The organism is Dellaglioa sp. CoH-56-MRSF-13 (assembly GCF_056782095.1).
Genome location: NZ_JBXAYC010000185.1, coordinates 1 through 258 on the forward strand (window position 1 = coordinate 1; position 258 = coordinate 258).

1 protein-coding gene is annotated in these 258 nt (G+C 50.8%); it reads right to left on the bottom strand.

What is annotated here, in order from left to right:
• Positions 1 to 258 (bottom strand): hypothetical protein (locus tag AC1RP1_RS08380; protein ID WP_481762786.1); only part of this gene is annotated, 258 nt, incomplete at both ends.

Consider the following 258-nt stretch of genomic DNA (forward strand, 5'->3'; position numbering starts at 1 on the left):
ACTCACTGCTGTAGTTGCTCCGTATACCGAACCATCGTTAACTGTAAACGTGGTGCCGCCCGCGTACTCAATGCCGTTACGCCAAACTTGGGCATTGCTTGCTAGACCTGAATCGGGATCAGATACGTCGTAGAACAAATCAATTACTGCACCATAGATTATGGCGTCGCATATGGGCTGGTAGGGCAGAGCAAATCGCCACTTTTCTTGTTCTAGGTCCCACAGGTAAGCACCTTGCCGCTGTGTGTTCCCCTCTGT